Source organism: Thiospirillum jenense (assembly GCF_014145225.1).
GTDB lineage: Bacteria > Pseudomonadota > Gammaproteobacteria > Chromatiales > Chromatiaceae > Thiospirillum > Thiospirillum jenense.
Window position 1 is genome coordinate 1 of record NZ_JABVCQ010000091.1, and the last position, 781, is coordinate 781.

At 48.0% G+C, this 781-nt stretch carries 1 protein-coding gene; it reads left to right on the top strand.

Annotated features, from left to right (window positions below; translation table 11 throughout):
* Window positions 1-781, top strand: a 781-nt coding sequence (locus tag HUK38_RS14635; protein WP_182585051.1) for an InlB B-repeat-containing protein, incomplete at both ends; no start/stop codon positions are given.

Consider the following 781-nt stretch of genomic DNA (forward strand, 5'->3'; position numbering starts at 1 on the left):
AATCCAGCAATCAACCCCACTTATTTTCCAAATAGCAATCCGTCAGCGGCGTTATGGTCTAGCTCACCCATCGTTGATGATGTTAATAAAGTATGGTATGTCCATTCTTCAGAAGGCTATATTGGTGATTTGCCGCGAACAACCAATTCTAATACCCGCGTTCGCCTCGTGCGCGGTGGTCAAGTATTCCCGTCTTTTAATTTAACTGTGAATAAAAACGGCACGGGCAGCGGCACCGTCACCAGCACTGTCGGTGGAATTGATTGCGGCGCCACCTGTTTTGCGCAACTTGGTTTAGGCACAAGCGTCACTTTCACTGCCACACCAAATAGTGATTCATTCCTAATAAACTGGCTTGGCTGTACTGTCATTAACGCTAATCAATGCCAAGTGACAATGGACGCGCCCAAAACCGTCACCGCGACGTTTGATGTAGGCAAAACACTCGCAGTCAATATCACCGGCAGCGGCACTGTTAATGCAACCTATGCCGGTGTGAGTACGCCCTGCACCGCCAACTGTTCATTGTTTTACACGAATGGATCATTGGTTGCATTAAATGCCACACCAGCAACTGGCTATAGCTTTACTGGTTGGGGAAATGATTGCCTCGCCGCCGGTAGCGGGGTTTGTTCTTTAACTCTCAATGCCAATAAAACTACCAGCGCCGTCTTTTCGCCTATCACTTACACCGTCACTTATAATGGCAACGGCAATACTGGCGGCGCCGCGCCAATTGATAATACCGCATATTTGAATAGTGCATCTGTCACCACTCAAT